Origin of the sequence: Streptomyces sp. NPDC050636 (genome assembly GCF_040654775.1) — a bacterium.
Classification (GTDB): domain Bacteria; phylum Actinomycetota; class Actinomycetes; order Streptomycetales; family Streptomycetaceae; genus Streptomyces.
Genome location: NZ_JBFAIP010000093.1, coordinates 1 through 24,267 on the forward strand (window position 1 = coordinate 1; position 24,267 = coordinate 24,267).

The 24,267-nt window shown below is 72.7% G+C and carries 17 protein-coding genes; 6 read left to right on the forward strand and 11 right to left on the reverse strand.

The features are described from left to right. Nucleotides 1–116: 116 nt before the first annotated feature. The 5 genes from AB0I10_RS34320 to AB0I10_RS34340 all read right to left on the reverse strand — a co-directional run bounded on the left by AB0I10_RS34320 (nucleotide 117) and on the right by AB0I10_RS34340 (nucleotide 5,253). Nucleotides 117–1,640 (reverse strand): hypothetical protein, encoded by a 1,524-nt coding sequence (locus AB0I10_RS34320; RefSeq protein WP_363156617.1) that lies wholly within the window; start codon nucleotides 1,638–1,640, stop codon nucleotides 117–119. A 322-nt stretch (nucleotides 1,641–1,962) separates the two neighbouring features. Further along, on the reverse strand, nucleotides 1,963–2,607 hold the full coding sequence (gene pcp / locus AB0I10_RS34325; protein ID WP_363156618.1) for a pyroglutamyl-peptidase I: 645 nt from the start codon (nucleotides 2,605–2,607) through the stop codon (nucleotides 1,963–1,965). 59 nt (nucleotides 2,608–2,666) lie between these two features. Continuing rightward, nucleotides 2,667–3,635, reverse strand: coding sequence for a DUF979 domain-containing protein (locus tag AB0I10_RS34330; protein WP_363156619.1), 969 nt, complete (start codon nucleotides 3,633–3,635; stop codon nucleotides 2,667–2,669). After that, nucleotides 3,632–4,339: a DUF969 domain-containing protein gene (locus AB0I10_RS34335; protein ID WP_363156620.1), complete on the reverse strand. Its 708-nt coding sequence runs from the start codon at nucleotides 4,337–4,339 to the stop codon at nucleotides 3,632–3,634. The genes AB0I10_RS34330 and AB0I10_RS34335 overlap by 4 nt, the downstream gene beginning before the upstream one ends. A 170-nt stretch (nucleotides 4,340–4,509) precedes the next feature. Further along, nucleotides 4,510–5,253, reverse strand: a complete 744-nt coding sequence (locus AB0I10_RS34340; protein ID WP_363156621.1) for a GntR family transcriptional regulator — start codon at nucleotides 5,251–5,253, stop codon at nucleotides 4,510–4,512. A 251-nt stretch (nucleotides 5,254–5,504) separates the two neighbouring features. Here AB0I10_RS34340 and AB0I10_RS34345 point away from each other — a divergent pair, with 251 nt between their 5' ends. Genes AB0I10_RS34345 through AB0I10_RS34355 form a run of 3 tightly spaced genes read left to right on the forward strand, consistent with a single transcriptional unit; the run spans nucleotide 5,505 to nucleotide 7,872 of the window. After that, a complete protein-coding gene (locus AB0I10_RS34345) occupies nucleotides 5,505–6,308 on the forward strand; it encodes a 5-oxoprolinase subunit PxpA (RefSeq protein WP_363156622.1) in 804 nt (267 codons plus the stop codon). Nucleotides 6,309–6,364: 56 nt separating this feature from the next. Then, nucleotides 6,365–6,988: a 5-oxoprolinase subunit PxpB gene (gene pxpB, locus AB0I10_RS34350; RefSeq protein WP_363156623.1), complete on the forward strand. Its 624-nt coding sequence runs from the start codon at nucleotides 6,365–6,367 to the stop codon at nucleotides 6,986–6,988. Continuing rightward, nucleotides 6,985–7,872: a biotin-dependent carboxyltransferase family protein gene (locus AB0I10_RS34355; RefSeq protein ID WP_363156624.1), complete on the forward strand. Its 888-nt coding sequence runs from the start codon at nucleotides 6,985–6,987 to the stop codon at nucleotides 7,870–7,872. The genes pxpB and AB0I10_RS34355 overlap by 4 nt, the downstream gene beginning before the upstream one ends. A gap of 15 nt (nucleotides 7,873–7,887) precedes the next feature. Here AB0I10_RS34355 and AB0I10_RS34360 read toward each other — a convergent pair whose 3' ends face one another. From AB0I10_RS34360 to AB0I10_RS34380, 5 genes are all read right to left on the reverse strand, one after another. Further along, nucleotides 7,888–11,526: a hydantoinase B/oxoprolinase family protein gene (locus tag AB0I10_RS34360; protein ID WP_363156625.1), complete on the reverse strand. Its 3,639-nt coding sequence runs from the start codon at nucleotides 11,524–11,526 to the stop codon at nucleotides 7,888–7,890. Between the two features lie 50 nt (nucleotides 11,527–11,576). After that, on the reverse strand, nucleotides 11,577–12,551 hold the full coding sequence (locus AB0I10_RS34365; RefSeq protein ID WP_363156626.1) for an SGNH/GDSL hydrolase family protein: 975 nt from the start codon (nucleotides 12,549–12,551) through the stop codon (nucleotides 11,577–11,579). A 2-nt stretch (nucleotides 12,552–12,553) separates the two neighbouring features. Next, a complete protein-coding gene (locus tag AB0I10_RS34370; RefSeq protein ID WP_363156627.1) occupies nucleotides 12,554–13,837 on the reverse strand; it encodes a glycosyltransferase in 1,284 nt (427 codons plus the stop codon). A 100-nt stretch (nucleotides 13,838–13,937) separates the two neighbouring features. Further along, nucleotides 13,938–15,065: a glycosyltransferase family 1 protein gene (locus AB0I10_RS34375; RefSeq protein ID WP_363156628.1), complete on the reverse strand. Its 1,128-nt coding sequence runs from the start codon at nucleotides 15,063–15,065 to the stop codon at nucleotides 13,938–13,940. A 176-nt stretch (nucleotides 15,066–15,241) separates the two neighbouring features. Beyond that, nucleotides 15,242–16,666 (reverse strand): HEAT repeat domain-containing protein, encoded by a 1,425-nt coding sequence (locus AB0I10_RS34380; RefSeq protein WP_363156630.1) that lies wholly within the window; start codon nucleotides 16,664–16,666, stop codon nucleotides 15,242–15,244. 335 nt (nucleotides 16,667–17,001) lie between these two features. On the opposite strand from AB0I10_RS34380, the gene AB0I10_RS34385 reads away from it, so the two are divergent. Beyond that, entirely contained in the window at nucleotides 17,002–18,498 is a 1,497-nt protein-coding gene (locus AB0I10_RS34385; protein WP_363156631.1) for a SpoIIE family protein phosphatase, read from the forward strand. Nucleotides 18,499–18,854: 356 nt separating this feature from the next. Here the strand turns inward: AB0I10_RS34385 and AB0I10_RS34390 are convergent, their stop codons facing one another. Beyond that, entirely contained in the window at nucleotides 18,855–20,372 is a 1,518-nt protein-coding gene (locus AB0I10_RS34390; RefSeq protein ID WP_363156632.1) for a hypothetical protein, read from the reverse strand. Between the two features lie 284 nt (nucleotides 20,373–20,656). Here AB0I10_RS34390 and AB0I10_RS34395 point away from each other — a divergent pair, with 284 nt between their 5' ends. Both AB0I10_RS34395 and AB0I10_RS34400 read left to right on the forward strand, forming a co-directional pair. Beyond that, nucleotides 20,657–21,790 carry an aminoglycoside phosphotransferase family protein gene (locus AB0I10_RS34395; protein WP_363156633.1) on the forward strand — a complete coding sequence of 378 codons (1,134 nt, stop codon included), beginning with the start codon at nucleotides 20,657–20,659 and terminating at the stop codon, nucleotides 21,788–21,790. 363 nt (nucleotides 21,791–22,153) lie between these two features. Further along, entirely contained in the window at nucleotides 22,154–24,178 is a 2,025-nt protein-coding gene (locus tag AB0I10_RS34400) for an N-acetylmuramoyl-L-alanine amidase (RefSeq protein WP_363156634.1), read from the forward strand. The last annotated feature ends 89 nt before the right edge of the window (nucleotides 24,179–24,267 follow it).

Below are 24,267 nucleotides of genomic sequence, written 5' to 3' on the forward strand. Positions count from 1 at the left end.
CAAGGCGCCGGAGCGGCCCGATAGCGGAGCTATTGGGACGTTTCGGCAACGCCGCGAGGTGCCGTGCCAGACGCCGCGGGCCCGGCCATGACCCACCGGACAGGCCCTAGGGCTCATCAGGCCACCTCCGAGCGGTCGGCGGCCATTCCGGCCGCGTCCAGCAGGGCCGTGCCGACGATGAGGTCGGCGCCGCCGAACTCCGGGTCGGACAGCTCCGTGCCGTCGTCGACGGCGAAGAGCAGCTGCTGCTCGCCCTGGCGGTAGGCCGTACCGACCGGCGGGCTGGCGGCATGCACCGCCAACAGGGCGACGAGATAAGGGAGTTCGGGATCCTTGCGGCGCGCCTCGGCGAGCAGCCCGGAGAGCCGGCGGGGCGCGTCGGCGGGCAGGTCCAGCAGCTCCATCGCGGTGTCCAGCTGCTCCTCGCTGAAGCGGCTGTCGTCCGGCGTCGCCACGAGGTCGGGCTCGGGCATCTCGGCGCCGAGGTGCTCACGCTCCAGGGGCGGGGTGAGCAGCACCTCGACGAGGTCGCCGACGCGGACCGCCGACGGGGTGCGCAGGCCCGTCCCATGGGCGAAGAAGGCGTCCGTGACGCGGATGGCGCGCTGGGCGGGCAGCGGCAGCAGCGGGGCGACGAGCTGCCCGTAGAGGTCGAGCCCGGAGCGGGCGGTGGGGGCGGCGAACGCCTGCCGGTCCTGCTCGGCGCGGAACAGTGGCCCGGCCTCCAGCAGCCGGGACTGGAGCTGGGTGTGCCGGCGGATGCAGTCCTTGACGATGTCGACGAGCTCGGCGGCGCGCCGCTTGTGCTCGGGCTCTTCGGACTCGTCGCGGGCCTTGCGGATGTTGGTGAGGATGGCGTTCTCGTGGCGGTAGCGGTCCGCGACGTGGTCCAGCGCCTCGGTGATCATGTCGGGGACGGTCTGCAGCCAGTCGACGGCGCGGACGTTGCGACGGGTGGCGTCCAGGGTCCGGCGCAGCGTCTCGGCGTACTGCACGGTGCGGTAGCGGGCCTGCTCGGCGGCGAGCTGGGCGTCGGCCAGCCGGCCCCGGTTGATCAGCACCTCCAGCTTGACCTCGGCGGCGATCTGGGCGCTGGTGACGTCGGTGTCGAGCGCGCCGACCAGGACGTTGACCGCCTCGTCGGTGGCGCGGAGGTAGACGCTGCCGCCGGCGCCGGGGACCTCTTCGATGAGCTTGAAGTCGTAGTCGCGGCGGACGTACTCACCCTCGGTGTTGAAGGTGCCGTAGACGGCGCGGAAGCCGCGGTCCACGCTGCCGACGTTGATCAGGTTCTCCAGCACCCAGCGGGCCACCCGGTCGTGCTCGCCCGCGGGACGGCCGGGCGTCTGGGCAGCCACCCGGGGCAGCACCTTCGCCACTATCTCTTCATGATCGGCGCCGGTGTCGAAGTCCATGTTCAGCGTGACGAGGTCGATGACGGCGAGCGCCACCTCCGCCATCGCGTAGACCCCGTACTCGCCCGCGAGGTTGGCCTTGCGCACGTCGAGGTCGTGCAGCGGCGCGGTGCACGCGAGGGCGCGCAGCCGGCGGGCCAGGCCTTCGTCGGCGGCCGGGCCCGGCGCGGGCCGGTTCGGCCCGTTGAGCTGGGGCGCAGCGGCCCCCGGGGCTGGAAAAGTCACGTCGCACAGAGTAGGCGGTCGCACTGACAACGGACGAAACGGCACGGACCCGCCCGCGGATGAACCCGCTGGTCGACCCGCCACCGGCCCCTTGACGGACCCGCCGACGAACCGCTCGCCGACCGACACGTCAGTCTACGGCCCGGCCATCGTCAGCACGCTCACGGCCCTGCCTCTACCTGCTCCACGGCCACTACGGAGCGGCGGCGCGGGCAGGCGGGGCGGGGGGATGGGTTCGGGGGTGGGGGGGGAGCCGTGGCCCGCCAGCGACGGCCGGGCGAGCGCCCGCGGGAGGAACCGTGGCCCGTCAGCGACACCGCCCTCAGTGCGTGGCGCCTCCCGCTACCCGGATATCCGTGAGCGTGCCTGCGGCCGTGACCACCATCTCCCGCAGCGCCTGCGCGACCGAGGCGACGGGCAGTGACGGCTGCGCACGGTCGACGACCTGTTCCGGGGCGAACGGGACATGTACAAAGCCACCTCGCACACCGGGCAATTCGGTGGCGATGAGGTGCGCGAGCCCGTAGAAGACGTGGTTGCAGACGAAGGTGCCCGCGGTGTTGGACACGGAGGCGGGCAGCCCCGCCGCGCGGACGGCCGCCACGCAGGCCTTGATCGGCAGGGTGGAGAAGTACGCGGCGGGACCGCCGGGCACGATCGCCTCGTCGACCGGCTCGGCGCCCGTGGCGTCGGGGATCCGGGCGTCGTCGACGTTGATCGCGACACGTTCGACGGTGATGTCGGGCCGACCGCCCGCCTGGCCGACGCACACCACGACATCGGGCCGGGTCTCCTCGATCGCGACGCGCAGGACGGCCAGCGACGCTCCGTAGACACAGGGCAGTTCGACGGCGAACACCTCGGCGCCGGTCGGCGGTTCGGCCGCGGCGGCGCGCACCGCCTGCCACGAGGGATTGGTGGACTCGCCGTCGAAGGGCTCGAATCCGGTCAGCAGTACCCGGGTCATACGGTCATCCTCGGCGGTGTCGGGCGGCGGGCAGCGGTCGTCATCGGCGGGGGGCGGGCTCAGAAGGCGAACAACGCCATGATCACGATGTTGCAGCCGAGCAGCACACCCGCGGTGGGCAGTTGGGCCTTGATGGGCCCGTACTGGTCCTTCAGCTCCAGCAGGGCCGCCGGAACGATATTGAAGTTGGCGGCCATGGGCGTCACGAGGGTGCCGCAGAAGCCGGCGAGCATCCCGATGGCCAGGACGGCGGCGGGGTTGCCGTCGAAGTGCCCGACCAGGACGGGCCAGCCGACGGCCGCGGTCATCACGGGGAAGGCGGCGAAGGCGTTGCCCATGATGATCGTGAACAGGAACATGCCCACGCAGTAGACGACGACCGCGATGTAGAGCGAGTCCTTGGGCAGCACGGAGGTGGCGAGCTTGCCGACCTGGTCGCCGACGCCGGAGACCTGGAAGATGGCGCCCAGCGTGGCCAGCATCTGCGGCAGCAACATCGCCCAGCCCATCGCCTCCAGCATCGAGCGGCCGGACTGCACGGGCACCGACACCCGCTTCTCGCGCAGCATGATCATGCCGACGACCAGGGCGACGACGGCGCCGATACCCAGGCCCAGGATGGTCTCGCTGCCCTCCTGGAGGAGCGGTTCGCCGCCGATGGAGACGTGCTTGACGCCGACGGCGCAGGCCATCGCGACGGCCGGGATGGTGAGCGCCGGGACGAACAGCCTGTTGCCGAGCTTGGCGGCGCTGGCGGTGCGCTGCTCCGGGGTGGTGGTGCGCGGGGTGCCGCGTCCGGTGAAGCCGAAGCCGGCCAGACAGGCCATCAGGAGGACGGCGACGCCCAGCGGCTCGGCGGGCGCCTGCTTGGTGGCGACCCAGCTGCTGTAGATGAATCCGGCGCCGATCAGGCCCCAGAAGGCGCCGGTGCCGAAGCGCTTGGGGTTGCTGCGGTCGGTGAGCATCTGGGACGCCATCACCAGGAAGCTGAGGCCGACCAGCCAGTAGAACCACTCTGCCTTGATCACTTGGCGGCCTCCACGGCGGCGGTTTCGGCGTTGGCGGTGAGCAGTTCACGCTCCAGCTGGCGGTCCAGGCGCAGCAGTCGCCAGCCGTGGACGGCGAAGGCGCACAGCGCGGTCGGGATCGCCCACAGCGCGAGGTGCAGCGGTTCCATGTGGGTGCCGTAGGTGGTGTTGACGAAGCCGGTGATCAGCAGGATCGAGCCGACCGCGAGGAAGACGTCCTCGCCGAAGAACAGGCCGACGTTGTCCGCGCTGGCGGAGAACGACCTGACCTTCTCCCGCGTCCGGTCCGGGAGTCGGCCGTATGTGCGCTCGGCCGCGCCCTCGGCCATCGGGACGGCGAGCGGGCGGACGGTCTGGGCGTGCCCGAAGACATTGGTCAGGCCGACCGCGGCGCCGATCTGCCGCAGGCCGAGGTAGAGCGCGAGGAAGCGCCCGGTGGTGAGCTTGGCGAACCGGGAGATCAGGTTGCGGGCCTGTTCCTGGAGGCCGTAGCGCTCCAGGAGGCCGATGACCGGGAGGGTGATCGCGAAGATCGTCACCGCCCGGCTGTTGGCGAAGCCCTCGCCGAAGGCGGCGAGCACCTTGCCGGGTGACAGGCCGCCGAGGAGGCCGGTGACGATGCCGGCCACCCCCACGACCAAGAGGGGATTGCGCTTCGTGGCGAAGCCGATCACGACCACGAGCACGCCGAGGAGCACGATCATGGATCCGCCTTCCGCGTACGGGAGCCCACGCTGATCCGTACCGATCCGCGAGGAGTTGAAGAGGTTGCAGCGGAGGCTAGGCGATCGTTCAACGATCCGACAAGGGTTCTGCGGAGGCAGATCTCACGGCGCCCTTATTGCTCCGCGATGCACTCCTACTCCGCGATGCGCTATTGCTCCGCGATGCGTTGGGCATACGCCCCCGACAGCTGGGTGCGCGAGTCCTCCAGGTAGGACGACAGCAGCCGCTCGGCCTCGGCCGCGTCGCCCGCCTGGAGCGCCTCGACGATCTGCCGGTTGCGGGTCAGATACGGCGCGTGGAAGCGCCGCGGATCGTCCATGACATGGAAGACCAGCCGGAGTTCGGCCAGCACGCCGCGCATCAGTTCATCGGTGCGCGGGCTGCCCGCCAGGGCGACGACGCCCTGATGAAAACGGATATTGGCGGTCGAAAGGTCCTGCCAGGACCGGTCCGCGGAGGCGGCCTCACCCGCCCGCACGGCCGCCTCGATCGCCGCGATGGCCCCGACCGTACCGGCGTCGTACGGCCCCTGCCCCAGGCCCCGTACCGCCGCGCACTCCACCAGCGAGCGCACCCGGTAGATGTCGTCCAGATCCTCGACCGTCACCACCCGCACGAACACCCCGCGGTTGAGTTCATGCACCAGCAGCCGCTCATGGGTCAGCAGCCGGAACGCCTCCCGCAGCGTGTTGCGCGAGACACCCAGCGCGCCGCCAATGCTCTCCTCCGAGAGGCGCGCACCCGGCGGGAAATAGCCCTCGGCGATCCGGTCCCGCAGGATGTCGGCGACCCGCTCGGCCGTACTGGAGCGCCCCAGCAGCGCACGGTCCGTCTCCAGGCCCGAGACCTCCGCCAGCCGCCGCTGATCGTTCTTCGCCACTCCGCCGGCCATTCCGCTCCCCGTCACATCAGGTGTCGCATCAGGTGTCGCATCAGGTGTCGCATCAGGTGTCGTGTGAGCGGAAGTCAATCCCAGATGGCAGGACGAGACAACACACCCCTTGTCGGATCGTTCAACGATCCCTTACGTTGGGCCGCAACGCCGGTCGGCTCGGGTGCCCTCGGGGGAGAGCCACTACGGATACGGGCCGGCCGGCCCTGAATCTCCCGCCCGGCACCGCGCACCTCTGGAACGGACGGCACATGAACGAGTGGAGCGAGGTTTCGGTGGACGACGCGGCCGCGGCCCCTCCCGTCATCGACCTCAACGCCGACCTCGGCGAAGGCTTCGGCCGCTGGCAGCTCACCGATGACGAGGCCCTGCTGTACGTCGTCACCAGCGCCAACGTCGCCTGCGGCTTCCACGCCGGCGACCCGTCCACGATGCGCCGGGTGTGCGAGCTGGCCGCCGAGCGCGGGGTGGTCATCGGCGCCCAGGTCTCCTACCGCGATCTGGCCGGCTTCGGCCGCCGCGCGATGGAGGTGCCGCCGGACGAGCTGGCCGATGAAATCGCTTACCAGATCGGCGCGTTGGAAGTCTTCGCGCGCGCCGCCGGTGCCCGCGTCGGCTACGTCAAACCGCATGGCGCGCTCTACAACCGCTGCGTCCACGACGCGGAGCAGGCCGGCGCCGTCATCGACGGCATCCGCATCGCCGGAGGGGGCCTCCCGGTCCTGGGCCTGCCCGGCTCCCGGCTGCACGATGCCGCCCGGCACGCCGGGCTGCCCGTCGTCGGCGAGGCCTTCGCCGACCGCGCCTACACCGCCGAGGGCACCCTCGTCCCACGCCGCGAGGCGGGCGCGGTGATCCACGACCCGGACGCGGTCGTCAAGCGCGCCCTCGGCATGGCCCGGGACCACACCGTCAGCTCCCTCGACGGACAGCGCGTCGAGATCACCGCCCGCTCGCTGTGTCTGCACGGCGACACACCGGGCGCCGCGGAGCTGGCCCAGCGCGTACGGTCCGAACTCACCGTGGCCGGCGTCCACATCCGGAGCTTCGCATGAGGCCGCTCCCCCGGACACCACTCCCCACGGCTCCGCTCCGCCCGACACCGCTGCCCATGAGGCCGCTGCCCGTCGGCGAGCACGGGCTGCTCATCGAGCTGGACACCGCCGAGGACGTGGAGGCGCTGCACGCCGAACTGCTGCGGCGGGCCGCCGACGGCACCCTGCCGCCGGTACGCGAAATCGTGCCGGCCGCCCGTACGGTGCTCCTCGACGGCCTCGCGGACCCCCGCGGCCTCACCGCCGAGCTGGCCACCTGGCACATCCCCCACCTCACCACCGGCGACCGCCCCAGCGTCGAGATCCCGGTCCGCTACGACGGCCCCGACCTCGCCGATGTCGCCGCCCTGTGGGGCGTCACCCCCGACGAGGTGGTGCGGCGGCACTCCGGAACCGCATTCCATGTCGCCTTCTGCGGATTCGCCCCCGGCTTCGGCTATCTGACCGGCCTGCCCGAGCCGCTGCATGTGCCGCGCCGGGACACTCCCCGTACGAAGGTCCCGGTCGGCTCGGTCGCCCTGGCCGGCCCGTACACCGGCGTCTACCCGCGGTCCTCCCCCGGCGGCTGGCAGCTGATCGGCACCACCGACACCGTCCTGTGGGACCCACGGCGCGAACCGGCGGCGCTGCTCGCGCCCGGCACCCTGGTCCGCTTCCTCCCCCAGGAGACCGCCCGATGACCGACCGCGCCTTCTCGGTCGTCCGGGCGGGTGCGCTCACCACCGTGCAGGACCTCGGCAGGCCCGGCCATGCCCACCTCGGGGTGCCGCGCGCCGGAGCCCTCGACGAGCCCGCGCACCGCCTCGCCAACCGCCTCGTCGGCAACCCCGAGTCGGCCGCGGCCCTGGAGACCACGCTGACGGGCTGCGCCGTCCGCGTCCGTACGGCCACCACCGTCGCCGTCACCGGTGCCCCCTGCCCGGTGACCGTCGACGGCCGCCCCGCCCCCTGGGGCGCGCCGGTCCGTGTCCCTGCGGGCGCCGTCCTGGACGCCGGCCCGGCCACCCACGGCCTGCGCTCGCACCTCGCTTTCGCCGGCGGTATCGACACCGAGCCGGTCCTCGGCAGCCGCGCCGCCGATCTGCTCTCCGGGCTCGGCCCCGACCCGCTCACCGACGGCGCGGTGCTCCCCCTCGGCATCCCGCACGGCCCGTACGCCACCGCCGACGCCGTCCCGCACCCGGGCCCGGTGACGGAACTGCGGCTGCCGTTCCTCCCCGGCCCGCGCGACGGCTGGTTCACGGAGTGCGGCCTGCGCACCCTCGTCACCGGCCGCTTCCGGGTCTCGGCCGCCAGCAACCGCATCGGCCTGCGCACCGAGGGCCCGCCCCTGGAACGCGCCCGGTCCGGCGAACTCCCCAGCGAGGGCATGCCCCTGGGCGCCCTCCAGGTCCCGCCCAACGGGCTCCCGGTCCTGTTCCTCCACGACCACCCCACCACGGGCGGCTACCCGGTCATAGGCGTCGTCCCCGAGCGGTATCTGGCGCCGGCCGCGCAGGCCGTACCGGGGACACCGGTCCGGTTCGTGCTACAGCGCGCGGGCGGGCGGCCGGGACCCAGCTGACCCATCGGACAGGCCCTAGGGCTCCCCATACCCCCCGCCGCCGGGCGTCCGGATCACCAGCACGTCGTCCACCCCTACATCCGCCGCATCGCAGCCCCGCAGCGGCTCGCTCGAACCGTCCGCCCGCTCAATGGAGTTGGCGCCCAGCGAGCCCGGTGCGCCGCCGGCCATGCCGTACGGCGGAATCCTGCGGTGGTTGGTCAGCAGGGCGACGGTCATCGGCTCCAGGAAGCGCAGCCGGCGCTCGACGCCGCAGCCGCCGTGCCAGCGGCCGGTGCCACCGCTGCCCGCGCGGATGGCGAAGCTGTCGACACGGACCGGGTAGCGCCATTCCAGCACTTCGGGGTCGGTCAGCCGGGAGTTGGTCATATGGGTCTGTACGGCGTCCGCGCCGTCGAAGCCGTCGCCCGCGCCCGAGCCGCTGGCCACGGTCTCGTAGTACTGCACCCGCTCGTTGCCGAAGGTGACGTTGTTCATGGTGCCCGAGCCCTCGGCCTGGACGCCCAGCGCGGCGTACAGCGCGCCGGTCACCGCCTGGGAGGTCTCCACATTGCCCGCGACGGTGGCCGCCGGGAAGACCGGGGCGAGCATCGAGCCCTCCGGGATGCGGACCTCGACGGGCTTGAGGCAGCCGCTGTTGAGCGGGATGTCCTCGGCGATCAGGGTGCGGAAGACGTACAGGACCGCCGCCATCACCACCGAGCTGGGCGCGTTGGCGTTGCCGGGCTGCTGGGGTGAGGTCCCGGCGAAGTCCAGTACGGCGCTGCGGTGCGCGCGGTCGACGGTCAGCGCGACCCGGATCTCCGCTCCGCTGTCGGTCTCGTAACGGCAGGAGCCGTCCGACAGCCCGGCGATGATCCGCCGCACCGATTCCTCGGCGTTGTCCTGGACGTGCCCCATGTACGCCCGTACGACATCCAGCCCGAACTGCTCGGTCATCCGCCGCAGTTCATGGATGCCCTTCTCGTTGGCGGCGATCTGCGCGCGCAGATCGGCGATGTTGGCGTCCGGCGCGCGGGACGGAAACGGGCCGGAGGCCAGCAGTTCGCGGGTCTCCCGCTCGCGCAGCCGGCCGTCGCGCACCAGCAGCCAGTTGTCGAAGAGGATGCCCTCTTCCTGGATGGTGCTGCTGAAGGCGGGCATCGAGCCCGGGGTGATGCCGCCGATCTCGGCGTGATGGCCGCGCGAGGCCACGAGGAAGAGCAGCTCGCGGCCCGCCGCGGCGTCAGCCGCTGATGTCGCCGTGTCGAACACCGGGGTGACGACGGTGACGTCCGGCAGGTGCGTCCCCCCGTGGTACGGGTCGTTGATCGCATACACATCGCCCGGCCGCATCTCGTCACCGCGCCGCTTCAGCACCTCCTTGATGGACTCCCCCATCGAGCCCAAGTGCACAGGAATATGAGGGGCGTTGGCGATGAGGTTGCCGTCGGAGTCGAAGAGCGCGCAGGAGAAGTCGAGGCGTTCCTTGATGTTGACGGAGTGCGCGGTGTTCTCCAGGCGGACGCCCATCTGCTCGGCGATGGCCATGAAGAGGCTGTTGAAGACCTCCAGCATCACCGGGTCGGCCTCGGTGCCGACCGCGGTCCGGCCGGTGCGCGGCTCGGCCCGGGTCAGCAGGAGGTGCCCGCGCTCGCCCGCGGCCGCCTGCCAGCCCGGGTCGAGGACCGTTGTCGCGTCCTCCTCCGCGATGATCGCCGGGCCGGTGAGGGTGTCGCCGGGGCGCAGCTCGGTCCGCCGGTAGAGACGGGTCTCCCGCCAGCGCCCCTGCGCATACATCCGAACCGTCGCGGCGGGGCTCAACTCCCCTTCCCTGTCGGCCGCTTGGACCTCGTATCCGGCGGCGCCGCCGGCCGCGCCGAGCGCCTCGACCGACACCGCCTCCGCCACCAGCGGCTTGTCCATGGTGAAGGCGTAGCGGGCGCGGTGGGCCCGGACGAATTCCCCGGCCATGGTGTCGACGTCGGCCAGGGGGACACCGATGGTGGAGTCCGTGCCGGCGTAGCGGATGAGCACCCGGGCCCGGGTGGTGATCGACTCGTCCGGCACCCCGTCGTCGAGGAGTTCCCGCCGGGTCTGCTCGGCGAGCGTGTCGCAGACCTCCCGGATCCGGCTGACGGCTCCGTGGGCCCCGTCGCCGGAGAATTCCGCCTCGACGGCCTGTTCGCGCATCGCGGTGGCGTCGGCGACGCCGATGCCGTACGCGGAGAGCACCCCGGCCAGCGGCGGGACGAGGACCGTGCCGATGCCGAGTGCGTCGGCGACCGCGCAGGCGTGCTGGCCACCGGCGCCGCCGAAGCTGGTGAGCGCGTGGCGGGTGATGTCGTGGCCGCGCTGGACGGAGATCTTCTTGACGGCGTTGGCCATGTTGAGCACGGCGATGTCCAGGAATCCGGCGGCCACGTCCTCCGGGCCGCGGTCGTCGCCGACGGCGGCCGCGGCCCGCTCGGCGAGCTCCGCGAACCGGGTCCGTACGATCTCGGCGTCCAGCGGCTGGTCGCCGTCCGGCCCGAACACCGCCGGGAAGTGGTCGGGCTGGACGCGGCCGAGCATCACATTGGCGTCGGTGACGGTCAGCGGGCCGCCCCGCCGGTAGCAGGCGGGCCCCGGGTCGGCGCCGGCCGAGTCGGGGCCGACCCGGTAGCGGCGCCCGTCGAAGTGCAGCACGGAGCCGCCGCCGGCCGCGACGGTGTGGATGTTCATCATCGGGGCGCGCATCCGCACGCCCGCCACCTCGCTGCCGAAGACCCGCTCGAACTCGCCGGCGTAGTGCGACACATCGGTGGAGGTGCCGCCCATGTCGAAGCCGATCACCCGGTCGTGGCCGGGACCGGCCTCGGCGGCGGTGCGGACCATGCCGACCACGCCGCCCGCGGGCCCGGACAGCACCGCGTCCTTGCCGCGGAAGTGCGCGGCCTCCCGCAGCCCGCCGTTGGACTGCATGAACATCAGCCGGATGCCCGGGAGTTGAGCCGCGACCTCGTCGACATAGCGGCCCAGGATCGGGGAGAGATACGCGTCGACGACGGTGGTGTCCCCGCGCGGCACCAGCTTCATCAGCGGGCTGACCTCGTGCGAACAGCTCACCTGCGGGAAGCCGGCGCTGCGGGCCAGCTCGGCGACGGCGTTCTCGTGGTCGGCGTGCCGGTAGCCGTGCAGCAGCACGACCGCCGCGCTGCGCAGCCCGTCCGCGCGCGCCCGGATGAGCGCCCGGCGGACCTCGTCGGCATCCAGCGGCCGGACCGTCTCGCCGTCCGCGCCGACCCGTTCCGGCACCTCGATCACCCGGTCGTACAGCGCCTCCGGCAGCAGGATCCGCCGGTCGAAGATCCGCGGCCGGTTCTGGTAGGCGATCCGCAGCGCGTCCCGGAACCCCTCGGTGATGAGCAGCACGGTCGGCTCGCCCTTCCGCTCCAGCAGGGCGTTGGTGGCAACCGTCGTGCCCATCTTGACGACGGAGACCCGCTCGGCGGGCACCGGTTCGTCGGGACCGAGGCCCAGCATCATCCGGATCCCGGCCACCGCGGCGTCCCGATAGCGCTCGGGGTGGTGCGACAGCAGCTTGCCGGTGACCAGCCGCCCGTCCGGCCGCCTGCCGACGACGTCTGTGAAGGTGCCACCGCGATCGACCCAGAACTCCCAGCGTCCCGTCATCCGGCCATTGTCGCAGCGCCCTTCGGGTCGGCCAGGGGCTGTCCGGTGGATCAGGGGCGGACGGGGCCGAGGGCGGCGAGTGCGGTGCGGGTGGCGCGCTCGGCCGCGGCGTCGAGCAGCCGCCCGGAACCGGCCAGGCCGTGCCGGCACTCCTGCCAGGCCAGGGCCAGCAGGCCGGGCAGCAGATCGGTGCACCGGTCGGCGACCCAGCGTGTCCCGCGGGTCGCCATCCACCAGGCGGACGCGGTACGGGTCGGCGGCGGGCCGTCGGGGGTGAGTGCGGGCGACGGTCCGGCGGGCAGGCCGGCGCCGGTGAGCGCGGCGTGGAAGCCGTGCGCCAGCAGCCGGTGGCCTCGCTCGCTGGGATGCAGCCGGTCCACGCTCCAGCAGGCGCGGTCGGCCACCCAGCGGTGGTCGGCGAGGTGCAGATGCACGCCTCCGTAGCGGGCGGACACCGCATGGACGACGGTGTTCACGGCCCGCATCCGGCGGGCGAGCGGCCGGGCCAGCGGGGCGGGCAGCCCCAGCATCCGGCCCGGGTCCGGCAGACACGCCGTCAGCACCACGGCCCCGTCGGCGGTCAGCGTGCCGTGCGCCCGATCGAGCGCGGCCGCGACCTCGGCGATGTCGAAGGCGGCGCGCAAGGTGTCGTTCGCGCCGACCACGAGCGATGCGAACCGCGGTGCGAGCAGCCGCGCCGCGGGCAGCTGCCGCTCCGCCACATCCCCGGCCAGCGCCCCGCTCTCCGCCAGATTCACCAGCCGCACGCTCCCCGGCCGCTCCCCCAACGCCTCGGCGAGCAGCGCGGCCCAGCCCCGCCATCCGCCGCCCGGCAGGGGGTCACCCAGCCCCTCGGTGAGCGAGTCACCGAGCGCGACGAAGCGGGGCGGGGCGGACGGTGTCGGGCCGGGCGGTCTCGGGGCGGACGGTCTCGGGGCGGACGATTCCGGGCCGGGCGATTCCGGGGCGTTCGGCCTGGCCGCGCCCTCTGCCCCAGGCGTCCCGTCCTTCGTCTCCGTCCCCATCGTCACCACCCGCCCCGCGGGCTCGTCGGATATGCCGGCGCCGGCGCGCCCGCCGCCAAGTCCATCGGGCCGGGGGCGTCATGAGCCGCCAGGAACGCCTCGACGGCGGGCTGCCAGCCGTAGCCCTCGGCACGGTGACGGGCCGCGGTACGGCGAGGCTCCTCGGGCCGCGACAGGACCCGCTGGACCGCGTCGGCGAAGGAGGAGCCGTCGTCCAGGGCCGTGTCGCCGCCGCGGCCGACCAGACCGGCCAGCGCCGAGGCCGCGCTGGCGACCACCGGTGTGCCGCAGGCGAGTGCCTCCAGCGCGGCGAGGCCGAACGTTTCGGCCGGTCCCGGCGCCAGGCACAGATCGGCGCTGGCCTGGAGCGCGGCCAGCCGGGAGCGGTCGGCGAGGTGCCCGAGGAACGCCGCGGGCAGCCGCTCGGCCCGCGCCCGCGCCTCCAGCCGCGCCCGCAGCGGCCCGTCACCGGCCACGACCAGCGCCGCGTCGATGCCGCGCCGGCGCAGTTCGGCCAGTGCGTCCAGCGCGCGCCCCGGCCGCTTCTCCGGCGACAGCCGCGAGCAGAGCACCATCAGGACGGCCGCCCGGCCCGCACAGCGCCGCCGCAGCTCCTCGCTTCGGCATTCCGGGTGCCAGGCGGCCAGGTCGACGCCTAGCGGCGCGCGCACCACATTGCGCGCACCGACCCGGGTGAACTCCGCCGCCGCCCACTCGGTCGTGCACACCACCCGGCTGTAGGCGTGCGCCGTACGGGAGTTGAGCCGGTCCGCGGCGGCGCGGGCGACCGGCTGCGGCACACCCCAGGTCCGCAGGACCCCGTCGACGCTCTCGTGCGACACCATCACCGCCGGGACCCGGGCCCGGCGCGCCCACTCCCCCGTCCAGCGCAGCGTCGTACGGTCGGAGACCTCCAGCCGGTCGGGGGCCAGCGCCCGCAGCAGATGCTGGAGCCGGCGGCGGTCGGCCAGTACGCGGTAGCCGCCGGTTCCGGGCAGCACCGGTCCGGGCAGGGTGATCACCCGCCCTTGGTCGGTGAGTTCATCACGTATACCGAGGCCGGACGTGCCGCCGGCTGCGACCGTCCCCGACTGCCCCGGCTCGCCCGGCACGATGAGCACCGGCTCGTGCCCCGCCGCCCGGTACCCGGCGCCGAGCTCACGCAGCGCGGTACGCAGCCCGCCCGAGGCCGGCGTCACAAAGTTGGCGATCCGCACGATCCGCAGGCCCGTGCCCTGACGCGGAGCCGTCCGGAGCTCCGACAGGACGTCGCCCAGCGCGCTCATGCCGACTCCTCGCTTCGCTCGGCCTCGCACTCGCTCGGCGCGCACCTCTCCATGATTCTCCCCCAGCCTCCGGCCGGGGGGACCCCCATGCTGCGCTCGCTCATGCCGCCACCGCCGTCCGGTCACCGAGCACATCCTCGTAGTGGCCGAGGAGTTGGTCGCCCACGGCCTCCCAGGTGCGGTCCGCCACGGCGCGGCGGCCCGCGGCTCCGTACCGTGCGCGCAGTTCGGCGCTGCCCGCGAGGAACCGCACCGCGTCCCGGAACGCGCCGCCGTCGCCGGGCGTCACCAGCAGGCCGGTACGGCCGTGGTCCACCAGGTCGACCGGACCGCCCGCGCGCGGCGCGACCACGGGCACACCGGAGGCCATCGCCTCCTGCACGGTCTGGCAGAACGTTTCATAAGGCCCGGTGTGCACAAAGACGTCCAATGACGCATAGATGCGGGCGAGTTCATCGCCGGTACGGCGCCCCAGGAAGCGTGCCTGCGGCACGGCGGCCCGCAGTCCGGCGGCGCTGGGGCCGTCGCCGATGACGACGGTGCGTACACCCGGCAGCCGGGAGGTCTCGGCGAGCAGCCGCACGTCCTTCTCCGGTGCGAGCCGTCCCACATACCCCACCAGTAGCTCCCGCCCCGCGAGCAGCGAGGTGCGCAGCACGGAGTCGCGCCGCCCGGGGTGGAACCGCGCGGAGTCGACCCCGCGCGGCCACAGGCGCACCCGTGGCACGCCGTGCTCGGTCAGGTCGAGGAGCGCGGCGCTGGAAGGCGCGAGGGTGCGGTCGGCGGCGGCGTGCACCGCGCGGATGCGCCGCCAGGCCGTCGACCCACCGCCTCCGAGGTAGGTGCGGGCGTAGCGGCCCAGGTCGGTCTGGTAGACGGCGATCGTGGGCACCCGCCGCCGTGCGGCGGCCGCCATCCCGCGCGCGCCGAGCACGAAGGGGCTGGCAAGGTGCACCAGGTCGGGACGGTGCCCGTCGAGCGCGGCGGACAGCCGGCGCCCGGGCAGGGCGATCCGCACCTGCGGATACCCGGGCAGCGGCACCGACGGCACGCGGACGACAGGGCAGGGGCTCTCATACGTTCCGCCGGCCGGCTCATGGCCGCCCAGCGGGGCGATGACGAGCGGATCATGGCCGCGCCGGACGAGGTGCCGGGCGGTCTCCAGGGCGCAGTGTGCGACGCCGTTGACATCTGGCGGGAAGGATTCGGTGACGATGACGACACGCATACCGATGTTGTCGGCGCACCGTGCGTGGAGGGGACCAAGGGGATCTTTCCAGCCGGGAAACGTCCCATGAGCGTTGCGGTGTGCACGGCGGTACGGGCAACCGCCGGTACGGCTTGTGCGGGCCTGGACGGGTAAGTCCGCTGAGTCCGCGGCCCCTCAAGCCCGCAGCCCGCCCCTCACACCGCCGACGCGTCCGGCCCGAACCTGCTGCGTACGGCCGTCTGGACCTCGGCCTCCTCGGCCGGGTCGGCGGCGAGGCGGCGGAGTTGCTCGACGACCCGGTCGTCGCCGGTCGCGGCGTGCCGGGCGGCCAGCTCGCGGGTGGTCTCCTCGCAGTCCCACAGGCACTCGACGGCGAAGCCGGCCGCGAATCCGGGGTCGGTGGCGGCGAGCGCGCCGGCCGCCCGGCCGCGGAGGTGGGAGGAGGAGGTCTCACGGTAGATGTGGCGCAGAACAGGGGCGGCGCACAGGACGCCGAGGCGGCCGGCGCCGTCGACCAGCTCCCAGAGGCCGTCCGCGTCCGGGCCCTCCTCGCGTACGGTCCGGCGCAGCGCCGCCAGCACCAGCTCCGTGTCGCGCTTGGCGCCGCGGCGGGCGAGCATCGCGGCGGCCGACGAGCCGAGCGGGTCCGCACGCCGGGCCCAGAGACGGGCCCGTTCGACGGCGGCCACGCTGCGCATCCGCTCGAAGGAGGCGAGCGCGGCGGAGGCCAGTGAATCCGAGGAGACGGGATCGACGGCAGCGATCTCGATCAGATCGAGGACATCGGCATCGCCGCGTTCGGCGAGGTGGTGCAGTGCGGCGGCGCGCGCCGCATCCGGGGCGGTGCGCGCGGCCCGCAGCAGCTCAGGGCGGTCCTCGGGACCGACCACGGCAGCCAGGCAGCGGGCGGCGGCGATGTGCCGGCGTTCCCCGGGGTGCAGATCCAGGTCCTGCTCGGCCCACTCCAGGACCTCGGTCACGCTCCAGCCGGGGCGCGGCCCGCGCGGCCGCAGCTGCCGTTGCCAGCGGTCGAAGGAGCCCTGCTCCCGGGCGTCGGCCAGGCGCACGCCGTAGCGGGGGTCCTCGGCCCACAGCCGCCATGGCCGGGGCTCGAAGGCATCGCGGACGGCGGTGGCCAGCGCGGCGGTGCCCTCCTCGGTCTCGGGGAAGCGGGCAAGGACGGCGGGGGCGAGCGTCATCAACCCGGCGTCGTCGTCACGCAGCGCGAGCTCGTCCAGGGCCCAGCGCCAGTTGCTGCCGACCGCGGCATAGCTGCGCAGCAGCAGGCGCGCGGCGTCCCGACCGTACGAGGCGAGGTGGCCGAGGACGGCGAGGGCCAGGCCGGTGCGCTCCTCGGCCGTGTCGATGCGGTCGTCGGGGTGGAAGAGGTGGCGTTCGATCTCTTCGAGCCCGCCGTCGAGCTGCATGTAGAGGCGCGCGTAGTAGAGCGAGCGGTTCTCCACCTGCCAGTCGCGACGGGGGTCACGCAGCACACTGTCGTTGAGTGCCGCGAGCGCCTCGGCCCGCGGCGCCGCGAGGGCATGCAGGGTCCCGTCGCCGCGGCCGCGCTGAAGGAGGCCGAGGAGGGTGCCACTGGGCGCTATGTCTGGATCGAACATGAGGTCAGCATCCGGTGCGGGGGACGGGCTGGCAACGGGATTTCCGCTGATCGGCATTCTTACCGGTGTCCGCGGACCGTATTCACCGCATCTGTCGTTACCACCATGGAATCGGCGGGCACGACAGCTTCGCGGCGGCCGCAGCCTAGCCTGGAATCCATTATTCCGCCGAGTCGGCGGGGCTATGCCCCAGGGAGGCCAACGGCATATGCCAGCTGCACCACCGTATCGGGTAATGCCAAATCCCTTACGGACGGTCGCAGCCTGTGCAACAGTCGTAACCGGCCCTTCTCTCAGACCTGGCCCTGGCGCGCCGCCTGATCACGGAGTACGTCATGCCGTCCCCTCTCTTCGCGGACCATCCCGCCGACCGGCCCCCCGAGCGCGGCACGGTCGAGGCACTCATCACGCAGGCCCGCCGCCTGCGCGGTGGCCTCGACGCCGTGCGCCGGGAGTCGACCGTGCAAGCCGAGGCCGTCGCCGACCCGCAGCTGCGCTGGCAGCGGGCGCTGTGCGATCTCGCCGTGCACCACCTCGACGACCTCGGCGGCCATCTCGACCAGCTGAGAGAGGGCCTGCCCGACGAGCTCGACGACGGTGACCGCGTCGGGCCGCTCGGCGACCCTCCGTACGACGAACTGCCGACGCCGCCCGAGCCTGAGCCTGCGCCGGAGCACCACGAGCGCGGCGCGTTGCTGCGCCGGGTGGGCAGCGCCGAGTGGAATCTGCTCACCGACGAGGTGAGCTGGTCCGACGAGCTCTTCGCGATGTTCGGCCGGGCCCCGTCCGACGGACCGCTGACCCTCGACGAGCTTCCGTCCCTGATCCTCACCGAGGACCAGGAGCAGCTGACCAGGATGGTCACCGACTGCCTGGTGGACGGCCGTCCGATCGACGGCGAATTCCGCATCGTGCGCCCCGACCACAGCGTCCGCACGGTGCACATGGTGGGCGAGCCCGTGCTCGACGCCGACGGCAGTACCGCATGCATGTGGGCCGTGCTGCGGGACGTCAGCGAGCTGCGCCGCAGCCAGCGGGCGGTGCGCGAGACCCGTGACTCGCTGCAGCGCCAACGGCACATCGCGCAGACCGAGCACCGGCTGGCGGTCGAGCTGCAGGAAGCCGTGCTACCGCCGTGGCGCGGCTCCCTGCGGTTCCCGCAGGGCGGCCCGGTCGCCCTCGACCTCGCCGGGCGCTACCTCCCGTCCGGCACCAGCGCCCTGATCGGCGGCGACTGGTATGACGCACTGCAACTCCCGGACGGCGAGACGCTGTTGAGCGTCGGCGATCTCACCGGGCACGGCGTCACCGCCACGTCCGGCATGGCGATGGTGCTCGGCGCGCTGCGGGGGATGGCCGTCGCGGGACAGCAGCCGGGCCCGCTGATGGGCTTCCTCAATCAACTGCTGGACGCCGCTTCCCAGCCCGCGCTGGGCAGTGCGGTGTGCGGCCGCTTCAACCCGGCCACCCGCCGGCTGGAGTGGGCGCAGGCCGGGCACCCCGCACCGCTGCTGTTCCGCGGCGGGACGGGGCGTGCGCTGGACCCGCCCGAGGGCGTACTGCTCGGGGCGACCACGGGCGCGACCTACTCCCAGCGGACCGAGCAGCTGGAGCCCGGCGATCTGCTCGTCCTGCACACCGACGGACTCGCACCTCGCCGTACACACGGCGCGGACGCCGCCCATGAGGGAGCCGAGCGGCTCCTCGCGCTGGCGCCGCGGTTCGCCGCGGCACGCAGTGCACAGGACAGCGTCCGTATCGTCGTCGAGGAGTTCGGCAGCACCGAGCGCGAGGACGACGCATGCGTACTGATCGCCAGGGTCGGCGGCTGACGCGCGGCACAGCGACTGAGAACTGACCGGGCGGCAACAGCCGTCGGGTAAGGGGTCGTTGGATTCGGGATGTTCAGAGGAGCAGCCAGCACTCCGCCGAGACTGGCGTTGCCGCCGGGGTTGTTGACGTCAACGTTGATGTCAACGTTGGCATCACGGGGTTGGTGGTTTCGTTCGGGTTGCTGTCGCCGGTCTCACGGGCACCGCCTTCCGCGCCGAATGACGCTCCGTCACCGGATGAGGGACCCGTTCAGGATGACTCACCGTCATGTTCCTTGCCGGATTGACCGGATCGCTGGGCGCAATCGGCCCGATCCCACTGCCGGAACCGCCGACCGGCCCGACCATCGAGCCGGTCAGACCGAGACATTGCCGCCGAGACCCGGACCCGGCAACCCCGGCTCCTTGGCCTTGGTCTTCGCCTTCGGCATGACGTGCTCGATCTCCTTGCGCAGGTCCTGGATCTTGGCGTAGTTCGCGTACTGGCCGGTGAGCCGGTACATCTCACGCAGCCGGTCCCAGGTGCGGTGTGAGGAGTTCTCGCCGATGGACAGCAGGGCCAGCCGCGCATAGCGGTCGGCCTGTTCCGGATCGTCCGCGATGAAGCAGGCCGAGGCGATGGAGATGTGGTCGAAGATCGTCGAGCGCTGCCGGCCGTCCTCGCGCAGCGCCAGCGCCTTCTTGGCGTGCTGCTCCGCGATGGGCGCGACCGAGGGGTCGTGTTCCGCGAGCGTGCGGTAGACCAGCCCCTCCATGCCGTACAGATCCGCCTCGTTGAACAGCTGCATCCAACTCGGCGGCGGCACATCGCCCTTGTCCGAGATGAACAGCTCCTCGGCCTCGCCGAGGGTGCGGCGCGTCGCCTGACCGCGCCCCATCGACGCCTGCGCCCAGGCCTCGATGGTGTAGAACATGGCGCGGGTGCGGGGCAATGCCGCTTCCCCGGAGCCGGACTTGGCCAGTTTCATCAGGTCCAGCGCCTCGTCCGGACGGCCCAGATGGACCATCTGGCGGGCGGCGCGGGAGAGCGCCTCCCCGGCGCGCGGTCGGTCGCCGCCCTCGCGCGCCGCATGCGCGGCGATGACGAAGTACTTCTGGGCGGTGGGCTCCAGGCCCACGTCATGGGACATCCAGCCGGCGAGCACCGCCAGATTGGCCGCCACCCCCCACAGTCTGCGCTGCAGATGGTCGGGATGACGGTAGGCCAGCATGCCGCCGACCTCGTTGAGCTGTCCCACCACGGCCTTGCGCTGCAGCCCGCCGCCGCGGGCCGCGTCCCAGGCGCGGAAGACTTCGACCGAGCGCTCCAGCGCGTCGATCTCCTGCGACCCCACGGGGGCCGCCTCGTAGCGGTCGAAGCCGATCTGGTCGAGTTCGTCGAAGGTGTCGGCTGCGAACGGATCGTTGGAGTGTGCGGTGTGGGCCGGATCGGAGTGCAGCCAGTCGTGCATGGCGCCGGTGAGTGCGGAGCCCGCGGCGAGCGCAGCGCCCGCACCCACCAAGCCGCGTCGGTTGAGCATGAGGTCCATTCCCGTGAATTCCGTGAGGACCGCGGCGGTCCGTTCGGGAGCCCACGGCAGACCGTCCATGGCGGCCTGCCGCTTCCCCGAGCGACCTGTCCTTGCGAACCCGAGGTCCTCGATGGTTACGACACGGCCGAGGCGCTCGGTGAACAGGGAAGCCAGGACCTTGGGCACCGGATCGCGAGGGGTCTCCCCCATATCGATCCAGCGCCGCACTCGCGAAGTGTCGGTCGCCAGCTGCGGATGGCCCATGGCCGCCGCCTGCCGGTTGACCAGTCTCGCCAGCTCGCCCTTGGACCAGCCGGCCAGGCCGAAAAGGTCCGCGAGACGGGTGTTCGGCTGCCTGTCCACGTCAAGCCCCCAGGTTCCTCGACTGATTCGACAGTAACGGGCCGTGACCGGCGCTGGGAGCATTCGCCAGGGTTCGCCAGGGTGCGCCACATGGTCTGCCACCCGCGCCCGCGTGTTCTGTAGGTGTGCAGCCCCCGGCCCGGTGGCGGGACCGCATTCCCCAGGGTGCGCGCCCTTCACAGGGACCCTGGACCGGTCCCCTGCACGGGACCGTTCACCGGGTTCTCACCGCCGGGCCGGGGGCGCACGCAACTCGTCGGCGCACGAAGGGATCTGTCTCACCCATGTATGCAGCATCGTCCGCCGTGACCGCCCCCAACCGGCCGTACCGTCCGCATCCCTCCGGGAGCGGGCCGTATCTCGACCCCTCCCCCTCCGCGGGGGGAGTGACCGGCCTTCCCGGTGGCCGTATGAGGCGGGCGCAGGGGACGGGCACCCAACCGCTCAGCGGGAGACTCGACTTGTCCGGCCCACAGGGCGCCCAGCTGCGCGCCGCCGTAGCCTCGGTGCATCGCATCTGTCCGGAGTTCAACCCGGTCCAGGTGCTGCGGCGTACCGGCAGGTCCGTCCTCCTGGTGGGCACGACAGGCCGTACGACCGCGGTCGCCAAGTGTTTACTGGACCACTCCCCCGCGTGGTCCGAACGGTTCCGGCAGGAAATAGCTGCTTACCGCGCGTTCGTCCGGCATCGTCCGCCGGTACGGGTGCCGCGGCTGGTGGCGGCCGATCCCGACAACTGCACGCTGGTCGTGGAGCGGATGCCCGGCCGGATCGCGGCCGTGGCGCGGCATCCGTCCGAGGCGCCGCCCCGTGCGGACGTACGGGCCGCGCTCGGCGCGATCTGCCGGATCAACCTGTGGCGTCCGCCGGCCGGTCTGTTCGACGCCCCGCTGGACTACGCGGGCCGCATCGGCCGGTATCACGACCTGGGTCTGCTCACCGACCGGGACCTGGGCGATCTGCAGAAGCTGCTGCACGGGCTGTCGCACACCCAGGGGCAGTTCTGCCACGGTGACGCGCTGCTGAACAATGTGCTGCTGTCCCCCGCGGGTCCGGTGCTCCTGGACTGGGACAAGGCGGGCTGGTACCTGCCGGGGTACGACCTGGCGACGCTGTGGTCGGTGCTCGGCGACGCCCCGGTGGCCCGTCGGCAGATCAGCCAGCTCGCCCAGGCCGCGGGGCCGGTCTCGCGGGACGCCTTCCTGGTGAACCTGATGCTGGTGCTGACCTGCGAGATCCGGCGCTACGAGACCGCGGTCCAGCGGACCATGCGCGAGCCCACGCCGACGGGAACACCGGGTCCGGGACAGCCCGGGACGCCCGCGGCGGGCGAGGAGCAGCGGCTGCTCCTCCGCCGGCTGCACGACGACTGCCAGATGGCGCGCCGTGCGGTGAGGGCGGCGGTTGGCACCCGCTGACCGCCGAGGGGGGTCGTCAAAGGCCCGTCAGGTACGGCGAGCCAGGCGGGCTTTTGATGACACCCCCTAGGGGGGACTGTGAGCGGCGCGTCCGATATCGGCGCGCCGCTCACCCATGTGCGCAGCCGCTGGGCCGCGGTCATTGGTCCATTCCACTGATGTCCCGCGGTCCGGGCGCCCGGACCGGGAAAGCTCCTCGGGATATTCCCTGACATGCGTAACCCCGATCGCGTGCGGTGGTTGACGGATCGTCGGTGAACGTATAGCGGTGAACGGACAGGGGCTCTAGTGTCCCGCCCCGCACGGCCGTTTGCGCGTCAACCGTCACACCGTCCCGGCTCGGGCCGGCTTGAGGAGGCTGCTTTGCGAGGATCCGCCCCGGAAGACGAGAAGAGAATCCCCCGCTCCGCCCTGCGCAGGTCCGGCACCGCCGTCGCCGCTGCGGTCTTACTGCTTCCGCTGGTCTCGGCCGCGCCGTCGGCCGGGGCCGGAGCGCCCCGTACGGATGCTCTGGAGCGTGCCTTCACCGATGCCGCCGCGCGGTTCCATGTGCCGCGCAGTGTGCTGCTCGGCGTCTCGTACCTGGAGTCCCGCTGGGACGCGCATGGCGGCGCGCCCAGCGTCTCCGGTGGTTACGGTCCGATGCATCTGACCGATGCCCGCGCGGCGCTGGCCGGTGTGCCGGAGTTCAGCGACGGCACCGAGGACGCCCGCGGCGACACCGCACGCCCCCGTAAGACGGTGCCCGCCGGGAGCGCGCGGGCGGCGGCCGTGCCCGCCGAACTCCCCGCCCGCCTGCGGACCTTGCTCAGAGCGGCCGAGCTGACCGGCCTCCCGGCCGAGAAGCTGCGCTCGGACCCTTCGGCGAATGTGCTCGGTGGCGCCGCGCTGCTCGCCGCGGAACAGCGCAAGCTGGGCCTTCGGAGCAGCGCCGACCCGGCCGCCTGGTATGCGGCGGTGGCGCGCTACGCGGGCGCGGACGACGCCGGGAGCGGCAAGGTCTTCGCCGACGAGGTGTACGACACGATGCGCCGCGGCCAGGCACGGACGACCGACGCGGGTCAGCGGGTCACCCTGGCCGCCTCGCCCTCGCTCGTTGCCGACAAGGCTCAGGTGGACCGGCTCGGCAGGGGCACCGCCACTGTGGAGCGGGCGTCGGCGGCGAGGCCGGGCGGCGACGGCAGCCTGGAGTGCCCGTGGAGCGTCGCCTGCGTGTCGGTGCCGGCGCCGTACGAGGAGTTCGGGGACGGCGACTACGGCAATCACGACCGGGCGGACCGCCCCGACGACCAGAGCATCGACGCGATCATCATCCATGACACCGAGGGGTCCTGGGAGACGACGCTGAAGCTGATCAAGGACCCGAAGTATGTGTCCTGGCACTACACGATCCGCTCCTCGGACGGGCTGATCGCCCAGCATGTGCCGACCAAGGACGTCCCCTGGCATGCGGGCAACTGGTACATCAACGCGCACTCCGTCGGCATCGAGCATGAAGGTTTCCTCGCCGCGCCCGACGCCTGGTACACGGAGGCGATGTACCGCACGTCGGCCAGGCTGGTGAAGTATCTGTCCCGCAAGTACGACGTGCCGCTCGACCGGCAGCACATCCTGGGGCACGACAATGTGCCCGGCATGAAGACCGCCACGATCAAGGGCATGCACACCGACCCGGGCCCGTACTGGGACTGGGCGCACTACTTCGAGCTGCTGGGCAGGCCGTTCACGCACACCGCGGGCCCGTGGGGCGGCCTGGTGACCATTCGTCCGGACTACGACCGGCACAAGCCGGTCTACACCGACTGCGAGAAGGCCGGGCAGCCCTGCGCGCCGCACGGCTCGACCGCGGTCCGGCTGCACACCGAGCCGCGCGAGACCGCTCCCCTGGTGAAGGACATCGGCCTGCACCCCGACGGCAAGGACTCGACGACCGGCGTCAATGACACCGGGGCGCGCGCCACGACTGGCCAGCGGTTCGCGGTGGCGGGCCGCTCCGGCGACTGGACGGCGATCTGGTACCTCGGGCAGAAGGCCTGGTTCCACAACCCGTCCCGCCGGCCGACTGCGGTGAACGCGAAGGGCATGGTCGCCACACCGAAGGCGGGCAGGGCGGAGATCCCGGTCTACGGCAGGGCGTACCCGGAGGCGACCGCCTATCCCGCCGGGGTGCCGGTCCAGGACGTGTCCCCGCTGCCGTACAAGCTGGCCGCCGGCCAGCGGTATGCCATCGGAGAGGTCATGAAGGGCGAGTACTTCCACGCCCCGACCTTCGACGTCAGCAAGCACACGATCGTGCGCGGCGACGACGTCTACTACGAGATCCAGGTCGGGCACCGGGTCGGCTATGTGCGGGCGGCCGACGTCGATGTGCGGCCGTCGCGTTTGTAGCTGCCCCAGGTCACTCCCCCAGCCACCTCCAGGGGACCCCCAGAAGGTGGCCCCAGGCTGACGGTACGCGTCGCGCCCGGTGGACGGTC

What these genes read in the sequence shown, in the direction of transcription:
- AB0I10_RS34370 (WP_363156627.1), bottom strand. Translation starts at nt 13,837, where the DNA reads ATGAGCGCGCTGGGCGACGTCCTGTCGGAGCTCCGGACGGCTCCGCGT.
- AB0I10_RS34335 (WP_363156620.1), bottom strand. Translation starts at nt 4,339, where the DNA reads ATGATCGTGCTCCTCGGCGTGCTCGTGGTCGTGATCGGCTTCGCCACG.
- pcp (WP_363156618.1), bottom strand. Translation starts at nt 2,607, where the DNA reads ATGACCCGGGTACTGCTGACCGGATTCGAGCCCTTCGACGGCGAGTCC.
- AB0I10_RS34380 (WP_363156630.1), bottom strand. Translation starts at nt 16,666, where the DNA reads ATGTTCGATCCAGACATAGCGCCCAGTGGCACCCTCCTCGGCCTCCTT.
- AB0I10_RS34360 (WP_363156625.1), bottom strand. Translation starts at nt 11,526, where the DNA reads ATGACGGGACGCTGGGAGTTCTGGGTCGATCGCGGTGGCACCTTCACA.
- pxpB (WP_363156623.1), top strand. Translation starts at nt 6,365, where the DNA reads ATGAGGCCGCTGCCCGTCGGCGAGCACGGGCTGCTCATCGAGCTGGAC.
- AB0I10_RS34355 (WP_363156624.1), top strand. Translation starts at nt 6,985, where the DNA reads ATGACCGACCGCGCCTTCTCGGTCGTCCGGGCGGGTGCGCTCACCACC.
- AB0I10_RS34385 (WP_363156631.1), top strand. Translation starts at nt 17,002, where the DNA reads ATGCCGTCCCCTCTCTTCGCGGACCATCCCGCCGACCGGCCCCCCGAG.
- AB0I10_RS34375 (WP_363156628.1), bottom strand. Translation starts at nt 15,065, where the DNA reads ATGCGTGTCGTCATCGTCACCGAATCCTTCCCGCCAGATGTCAACGGC.
- AB0I10_RS34395 (WP_363156633.1), top strand. Translation starts at nt 20,657, where the DNA reads ATGTATGCAGCATCGTCCGCCGTGACCGCCCCCAACCGGCCGTACCGT.
- AB0I10_RS34365 (WP_363156626.1), bottom strand. Translation starts at nt 12,551, where the DNA reads ATGGGGACGGAGACGAAGGACGGGACGCCTGGGGCAGAGGGCGCGGCC.
- AB0I10_RS34340 (WP_363156621.1), bottom strand. Translation starts at nt 5,253, where the DNA reads ATGGCCGGCGGAGTGGCGAAGAACGATCAGCGGCGGCTGGCGGAGGTC.
- AB0I10_RS34345 (WP_363156622.1), top strand. Translation starts at nt 5,505, where the DNA reads ATGAACGAGTGGAGCGAGGTTTCGGTGGACGACGCGGCCGCGGCCCCT.